The organism is Micromonospora foliorum (genome assembly GCF_022229015.1).
Taxonomy (GTDB): Bacteria; Actinomycetota; Actinomycetes; order Mycobacteriales; family Micromonosporaceae; genus Micromonospora; species Micromonospora foliorum.
In genome coordinates, this window is the sequence record NZ_JAKKFF010000185.1 from 1 (window position 1) to 7,753 (window position 7,753).

Consider the following 7,753-nt stretch of genomic DNA (forward strand, 5'->3'; position numbering starts at 1 on the left):
TCGGGCCGCTGCCACCGCTGGTGGGCCCGCTGCCGGTGCTCGGATCGTCCGGTCGGGGCGTGGCGGTGCGGGCGGTGTCGGGCGCCGGAGTCGGGGAGGTGTCCACGGAGGTGAAACGGGCGGGGAGGCACCGGGGTGACGAGCAGGGGCGCTCGCGGCGGCCGGTCTGCGCCTCGAGCGCGACCACACGGGTGCGCACGCCGGACGAGCCGGGTGCTGCGACCGCAGTGCCGGGGGTGACCGGCCGTGATGTTGGCCTGGCCACCGGCCCGGTCGGCCGCCGCGAGCGGCCTACATGAAGAGGGTAGTCCCGGTGACATGGGCCACACAATGGGAATATTGAAGCTGATCACGTACCTGGCGTGACGGCCGTTCCTGTCGGACCTCCGGCGTACCGTTGATGGCATGGCGCTCGACATTCCCCGGCTGGACAGCCGCTTCCAGGTCGTCAGTGACTTCCAGCCGGCCGGCGACCAACCGGCGGCCATTGACGATCTTGAGCGCCGGGTTCGGCGCGGCGACCGCAACACGGTGCTGCTCGGCGCGACCGGCACCGGCAAGAGCGCCACCACGGCGTGGCTGATCGAGCGGCTGCAACGCCCCACCCTGGTGCTCGCCCCGAACAAGACGCTCTGTGCGCAGTTGGCCAAGGAGTTCAGCGAGCTGCTGCCGCACAACGCGGTCGAATACTTCGTGTCGTACTACGACTACTACCAGCCCGAGGCCTACATCCCGCAGACCGACACCTACATCGAGAAGGATTCCTCGATCAACGAGGAGGTGGAGCGGCTGCGGCACTCGGCGACGATGTCGCTGCTCACCCGCCGCGACGTGATCGTGGTGGCGACCGTCTCGGCGATCTACGGTCTGGGCACCCCGGAGGAGTACCTCAACCGGGCGGTGAAGGTGCAGATCGGGCACGAGCTCGACCGCGACCAGTTGCTGCGCCGACTGGTCGACATCCAGTACACCCGCAACGACATGGCCTTCCAGCGCGGCACCTTCCGGGTCCGCGGCGACACGCTGGAGATCATCCCGGCGTACGAGGAGCTGGCGATCCGCATCGAGCTCTTCGGTGACGAGGTCGAGAAGCTCTACTACCTCAACCCGTTGACCGGTGACGTGGTCCGCGAGGTCGACCAACTGGTGATCTTCCCGGCCACCCACTACGCGGCGGGTCCGGAGCGGATGGAGCGGGCGATCCGCGACATCGAGGTGGAGTTGGCCGAGCGCCTCGCCGAGCTGGAGCGGCAGGGCAAGCTGCTGGAGGCGCAGCGGCTGCGGATGCGCACCACCTACGACATCGAGATGATGCGGCAGGTGGGCTTCTGCTCCGGCATCGAGAACTACTCGATGCACATGGACGGGCGGCTGCCCGGCAGCCCGCCGCACGCCCTGCTCGACTACTTCCCCGACGACTTCCTCACCGTGGTCGACGAGTCGCACGTGACCATCCCGCAGATCGGCGGCATGTACGAGGGCGACGCGTCCCGCAAGCGGATGCTCATCGACCACGGCTTCCGGCTGCCCAGCGCGGCCGACAACCGGCCGCTGCGCTTCGACGAGTTCCTGGAGCGGGTCGGCCAGATGGTCTTCCTCTCCGCGACCCCCGGCACCTGGGAGATGGAGCAGGCCCAGGGCGAGTTCGTCGAGCAGGTGATCCGCCCCACCGGTCTGGTCGACCCGCAGGTCGTGATCAAGCCGACCAAGGGCCAGATCGACGACCTGATGCACGAGATCAAGCTGCGCACCGACCGGGACGAGCGGGTGTTGGTCACCACGCTGACCAAGAAGATGGCCGAGGACCTGTCCGACTACCTCCTGGAGAACGGCATCCGGGTGCGTTACCTGCACTCGGAGGTCGACACGTTGCGCCGGGTGGAGCTGCTGCGCGAGCTGCGCAAGGGCGACTACGACGTGCTCGTCGGCATCAACCTGCTCCGCGAGGGTCTGGACCTGCCCGAGGTGTCGCTGGTGGCGATTCTCGACGCCGACAAGGAGGGCTTCCTGCGCAGCGGCCGGTCGTTGATCCAGACCATCGGGCGGGCCGCCCGTAACGTCTCCGGTCAGGTGCACATGTACGCCGACAAGATCACCCCGTCGATGGCGGCGGCGATCGACGAGACCGATCGGCGTCGGGCCAAGCAGATCGCGCACAACGAGGCGCACGGCATCAGCCCTGAGCCGCTCCGCAAGAAGATCCACGACATTCTGGACGACATCTACCGCGAGGCGGAGGACACCGAGAACTCCCGGGTCGGGGGCGCGGTGCGTCAGCTTTCCCGGGGCAAGGCGCCGGTCAAGGAAACCCGCAGCCGGAGCCGGTCCGCCGCGGCGACCACCTCGCGGGAGGGGATGGCCCGCGCCGACCTCGCCCAGCTCATCCAGGAGCTCAACGACCAGATGTTGGCCGCCGCCCGCGAGCTGCAGTTCGAGCTGGCCGCCCGGATCCGCGACGAGGTCTCCGACCTGAAGAAGGAGCTGCGCGGCATGGACGCCGCCGGGGTGAAGTGACGGCCACCCGGTCGGCCACGCCCAGCGCTCCGCTCGGGTCCGGCCGGCCGGGGCACGCGACGGGCGGGCATGGTCGACGGCGGTGGCGCGGCCGTATCCGCTGCTGACCTGCGGAAACGGTACGTGCGGGCCGACAAGGCCGGTCGGCGGCACCGAATGCCCTCATTGCGGTGTGCGAGCACGCTATTGCACTGGGTGATCGTCCTGCGTAGTCTCCCTCGGTGGGGAGGCCGGGATGCCGCTGCCAACAAGTCCTGTTATTCGACGTGCACGTCTCGGCGCAGAGCTGCGCCAACTCCGTCGGCGCGAGTCGCTGACCCTGGAGCAGGTCTGCGACCGGTTGGGCTGGGCCTCGACGTCGAAGCTGTCCCGCATCGAGCTGGGTCAGAGTCGCCCCGACCTCGCCGACGTGCTGGACCTGCTGGATGTCTACAAGGTGCCCACGCCCGCCCGGGAGGCGCTGATCGTCATCGCCCGGGACGCGGCGACCAGTCGAGGCTGGTGGAAGACGCTGGGCGAGATGAGCGAACGGCAGCGCACCTACGCCGAGTTGGAGGCGGGCGCCGCCGACATCGTCGAGTTCCAACCGTCGGTGGTGCCGGGGCTGCTCCAGACGCCCGCGTACGCGCGGGTGCTGGTCACGGCCGGCGCCCAGCTCACGCCCGAGCTCGATGTGGAGGCCGAGGTGCGCGCCCGCGCGCTGCGGCAGGAGGTGCTGCGGCGGGCCTATCCGCCGCGCTACACCGCGGTGCTCGCCGAGGCCGTCTGCGACCCGGGTGACCTGCCGGTGGCGGTCTGGCGCGAACAGCTGCGGCATCTGGTCGCCGTGACCGGGCTGTCCCACGTCACGCTGCGGCTGTTGCCACGCGGGGCGGCCGGCGGCGGGCTGCACCCGCTCACACCGTATTCCTGTTATGCCTTCCCCGACCCGGCGGACCCGCGGACGGTGATGCTCGAGGCGTTGACCACCGACGTCCGGTTGGCCACCGTGCTCGACGTCGACCGTTACGAGCGGATGACCGCGGCGCTGCTGGCCGCGGCGCTGTCACCGGAGGAGACGGTCACCGTGCTGGCCCGCCGCGTCGGCGAGTGACGGTTGCGGGTGTCGACGGTGCGGCGCCGCGCGGCCACCGGGCCCGGCGCCCCCGAGTCCGTCGGGACCGGCGGCCGGCGCGTGCGCCCGGCACGATAACCGCGGGGTACGACAGCTCGGCTCAGGCCGGTACGTCGAGGAAGTGTTCCACCACCGGCGGTCCGGCGAAGTGGGGCCCGATCAGCGCCCGCCACTGCTCGAACCGTTCGGTGGCCCGGAAGTTCTTCTCGTGCGCCTCGACCGAGTCCCATTCGACGAGCAGCACGAAGCGGGTCGGTGACTCGATTCCTCGGGTCATCCGCACGGACCGGCAGCCGGTCGCCCCGGCGAGCGCCGGGTGACCCTCGGCGTACGCGGCGGCGAACGCGTCCTCGTGTCCGGGTAGTACATCGATCAGCGCGACCTCAAGCACCATGTCGGACAGCCTCCCACGGGGGTCGGTGCCGTCGGTGTCGCGGGGGTCTGTTCCGGCGTCGGCGACGCACCTAGGGTGGCTCAATGATCATCGACTGGCTCACCGGCACCGCGTTTCGGGTGGCCGGTACGGGCACCACCTGGGCGGAGCTGCTGGGGTTCGCGACCGGTGTGCTCAACGTGTGGCTGGTGGCCCGGCAGAAGATCGCCAACTGGCCGATCGGCATCGCGAACGTGCTGCTGCTCATGCTGCTGTTCTGGACCGCCGGGCTGTACGCCGACGCGGGGCTCCAGGTGGTGTACGTCGCGCTCGGCTGCTACGGCTGGTGGCACTGGCTCTTCGGCGGTGAGCGGCGCAGCCGGCTCACGGTGAGCCGGACGGGGCGAGGGGAGTGGCTGGCGCTGGCCGCCGCCGGGGTGCTGCTCACCGGCGCGCTCTGGGTGCTGCTGGACCGGGCCACCGACTCGACCGTGCCGCTGCCGGACGCGTTGACGACGGCGCTGTCCCTGCTGGCCACGTACGGGCAGACCCGCAAGCGGGTGGAGAGTTGGTGGCTCTGGATCGCCGCCGACCTGATCTACATCCCGTTGTACGCGTACAAGGGGCTGCACCTGACCGCCGTCCTCTATCTGGTCTTCCTCGCCCTGTGCGTCCTCGGGTTGCGGGCCTGGCGGGCCGACAGGCGTCGGGCCGACCGGCCGAGCGCGGTCCCGCCCGGCCCGGCCCCGGTCACCGCGTGAGCGCCGAGGCGGCCGGCCCTGCACCGGCGCCACGTGTGCCGGCGCGTTCGGCCGCTGCCGAGTTCGGGCACGGGATGGTGGTGGGCAAGTTCTATCCGCCGCACGCCGGGCACCACGCGCTGATCGGGGCCGCCGCCGCCCGCTGCGCCGAGGTGACCGTCGTCGTGGCGCCCTCACGTCGGGAGTCCATCCCACTCGCGCTGCGCCTCGACTGGTTGCGGGAGGCGCACGCGGACACGCCGTGGGTCCGTTTCGTCGGCCGGTACGACGACCACCCGGTGGACTACGCGGATCCGGCCGTCTGGGACGCGCACTGCGCGGTGTTCCGCGAGGCGGTCGGGTCGGTGCCGGTGAACGCGGTCTTCTCCTCCGAGGCGTACGTCGCCGAGTTGGCGCGCCGTTTCGACGCCGTACCCGTGTCGGTGGATCCGGATCGGCGGACCGTGCCGGTGTCCGGGACGGCGGTGCGCGCGGACCCGGCGGCTCACTGGCGGTGGCTGAGCCCGCCGGTGCGGGCGTGGTTCGTCCGGCGGGTGGTGGTGGTCGGGGCCGAGTCGACCGGGACCACGACGATGGCGGCGGCGCTCGCCGGGCACTACGGCACGTCCTGGGTGCCGGAGTACGGCCGGGAGTTGACCGCTCGCAAGCTGGCCCGGTTGCGCGAGCGAACGCCGGAGGCGACCGTCTTCGACGTCACCTGGGACCGGGACGACTTCCGCGCCGTGGTCCGCGAACAGCAGGCGGCCGAGGACGCGGCGGCCCGGACGAGCGGGCCGCTGCTGGTCTGCGACACCGACGCGCGGGCGACGGCGGTGTGGGAGGAGCGCTACCTGGGCAGCGCGTCGGAGGAGGTACGGGCGGCGGCCCGCCGACCGGCGTTGTATCTGCTGACGGATCACCGGGGGGTGCCGTTCACCGATGACGGGCTGCGCGACGGCGAACACCTGCGGGCCTGGATGACCGAGCGGTTCCGCAGCGAGCTGGCGGGGCGCGCGGTGCCGGTGGTGGAGCTGACCGGGTCGCACGCCGAGCGGTTGGCCCGGGCGGTGCGGGCCTGCGACGACCTGCTCGCCGCCGGCTGGTCGCTTGCCGACCCGATCGCCGCACCCGACCTGCACTAGCCTACTAGGAAGCCCTAGGCGGTGTGACGCGTCGAGGGGGTGGTCAGCGACACCGGGTGCCCGGGGTGTGATCACGGGGCGTGGTGGGCAACAATGGTCACCGAGGAGGGGAGTATTCCCCCGCAACGGAGTCGTCAGCACGGTCGATCGCCGGAACCACGGCGGCCCGACCCGGCCCCGTAGGTCGCCGCCCCTTGCGGGGCGACGGCGGAAGAGACCTCCGACAGTCACCAGAGTGAGCGACAGCGGCACGCCGGCTCCCGCAGGGGCGTACGGTGTGCCCGACGCCGCGTGTCTGCCGGAGGAATGAACGTTGGACGTGTCCGGATTGGTGTGGGCGGGGACGCTTGTCGCACTGACTGCGGTCCTGCTCGTCGACCTGTTGATCATTGGTCGGCGCCCGCACGAGCCCAGTGTGCGGGAGTCGAGCCTCTGGGTCGCCTTCTACGTCGGTCTTGCCCTGCTCTTCGGCGCGGGTGTCTGGCTGACCTCCGGGGCCAGCGCGGCCGGGCAGTTCTACACCGGCTGGCTCACCGAGTACAGCCTCTCGGTAGACAACCTCTTCGTCTTCGTGATCATCATGGCCCGCTTCGGGGTGCCTCGGCAGTACCAGCAGAAGGTGCTGCTCGTCGGCATAGTGCTGGCGCTGGTGATGCGCGGCGGGTTCATCGCCGCGGGTGCGGCCCTGATCACGCAGTTCTCCTGGGTCTTCTACATCTTCGGCGCGTTCCTGATCTACACCGCGGTGAACCTGGCCCGGCAGGGTGAACCGGACGAGGACGAGTTCTCCGAGAACGTGCTGATCCGATGGAGCCGCAAGGCGCTGCCGATCTCGAAGGACTACGACGGCGCGAAGCTCACCACCCACGTGGCCGGCAAGCGGCTGTTCACCCCGATGCTGATCGTGATGATCGCGATCGGCACCACCGACCTGATCTTCGCACTGGACTCGATCCCGGCGATCTTCGGCATCACCCAGGAGCCGTACCTGGTCTTCACCGCGAACGTCTTCGCGCTGATGGGCCTCCGGCAGCTCTACTTCCTGCTCGGTGGCCTGCTCGACCGGCTGATCTACCTGAGCTACGGCCTGGCCGTCGTGCTCGGCTTCATCGGGGTCAAGCTGGTGCTGGAGGCGCTGGCCGATAACCAGCTGCCGTTCATCAACGGTGGCGAGCACGTCGGCTGGGCGCCGCACATCCCGATCTGGCTGTCGCTGCTGGTCATCATCGGCACCCTGGGCATCGCCACCGCCGCCAGCCTGATCAAGTCCTCCCGGGACCGGCGTCGCGAGTTGGCCGACGCCCGACGCTGACCGGTCACCGGCCGGGTGCGGACACGCGCCCGGCCGGTAAGGGCGAGTTTCGGAAGTGGCGGTCGAGCCGACACTTCCGAAACACGCCTAGACCCGGTGGGCGCCCACCAGCGTGGCGGTCCGGTCGGCCGGTAACGGCTCCTCGATGACCCGCCGCCGCCGGTAGCAGGCGTGCAGCATCCGGCGCTGGCCGCCGTCGCCGGGTGGGGCGGTGACGATGCCGATGTGGTGGATCTTGCGGCCTGGTCGGGCGAAGAAATAGAGATCGCCGGGGCGTTCCGCGCCCAACGGCAGTGGGGTGGTGGCCACCGCCTGGTCGTCCGCGTCGCGGGGCAGCAGCACCCCGAACCGCCGCCAGGCCAGGTGCACCAGCCCCGAGCAGTCGATGCCGTGCGCGGAGAGACCGCCCCAGATGTAGACCACGTCCAGCAGTCGCTGTGCCACCGCGAGCGCCTGCTCGGCGGTCGGCGACGCGGCCGGCGCCGGGACCAGGTGCCCGTCGGGCAGCCAGAGCGGTGTGCCCCGGCCGGGGACGTGCACCGGCCGCCAGCCGTCGTG

General features: G+C 70.8%; 8 protein-coding genes. 5 read left to right on the forward strand and 3 right to left on the reverse strand.

Translation table 11 applies throughout. From position 1 onward, the window contains the following. The coding region (locus PSH25_RS14845) for a hypothetical protein (RefSeq protein WP_238659648.1) at nucleotides 1–199 on the reverse strand (199 nt) is incomplete at its 3' end. A gap of 206 nt (nucleotides 200–405) precedes the next feature. Between PSH25_RS14845 and uvrB the strand changes: the two genes are divergently transcribed. Next, nucleotides 406–2,514, forward strand: coding sequence for an excinuclease ABC subunit UvrB (uvrB, locus tag PSH25_RS14850; RefSeq protein WP_238659649.1), 2,109 nt, complete (start codon nucleotides 406–408; stop codon nucleotides 2,512–2,514). Nucleotides 2,515–2,749: 235 nt separating this feature from the next. Continuing rightward, entirely contained in the window at nucleotides 2,750–3,607 is an 858-nt protein-coding gene (locus PSH25_RS14855; RefSeq protein ID WP_238659650.1) for a helix-turn-helix domain-containing protein, read from the forward strand. A 121-nt stretch (nucleotides 3,608–3,728) separates the two neighbouring features. On the opposite strand, the gene PSH25_RS14860 is transcribed toward PSH25_RS14855, so the two are convergent. Further along, nucleotides 3,729–4,022 (reverse strand): antibiotic biosynthesis monooxygenase family protein, encoded by a 294-nt coding sequence (locus PSH25_RS14860; RefSeq protein WP_238659651.1) that lies wholly within the window; start codon nucleotides 4,020–4,022, stop codon nucleotides 3,729–3,731. 83 nt (nucleotides 4,023–4,105) lie between these two features. Here PSH25_RS14860 and pnuC point away from each other — a divergent pair, with 83 nt between their 5' ends. From pnuC to PSH25_RS14875, 3 genes are all read left to right on the forward strand, one after another. Then, nucleotides 4,106–4,762: a nicotinamide riboside transporter PnuC gene (gene pnuC / locus PSH25_RS14865; RefSeq protein ID WP_238659652.1), complete on the forward strand. Its 657-nt coding sequence runs from the start codon at nucleotides 4,106–4,108 to the stop codon at nucleotides 4,760–4,762. Between the two features lie 35 nt (nucleotides 4,763–4,797). Beyond that, nucleotides 4,798–5,883: an AAA family ATPase gene (locus PSH25_RS14870; protein ID WP_238659653.1), complete on the forward strand. Its 1,086-nt coding sequence runs from the start codon at nucleotides 4,798–4,800 to the stop codon at nucleotides 5,881–5,883. Nucleotides 5,884–6,196: 313 nt separating this feature from the next. Continuing rightward, entirely contained in the window at nucleotides 6,197–7,195 is a 999-nt protein-coding gene (locus PSH25_RS14875) for a TerC family protein (protein ID WP_196924448.1), read from the forward strand. A gap of 87 nt (nucleotides 7,196–7,282) precedes the next feature. On the opposite strand, the gene PSH25_RS14880 is transcribed toward PSH25_RS14875, so the two are convergent. Continuing rightward, nucleotides 7,283–7,753: C40 family peptidase (locus PSH25_RS14880; RefSeq protein ID WP_238659654.1), on the reverse strand; the 471-nt coding region annotated here is incomplete at its 5' end.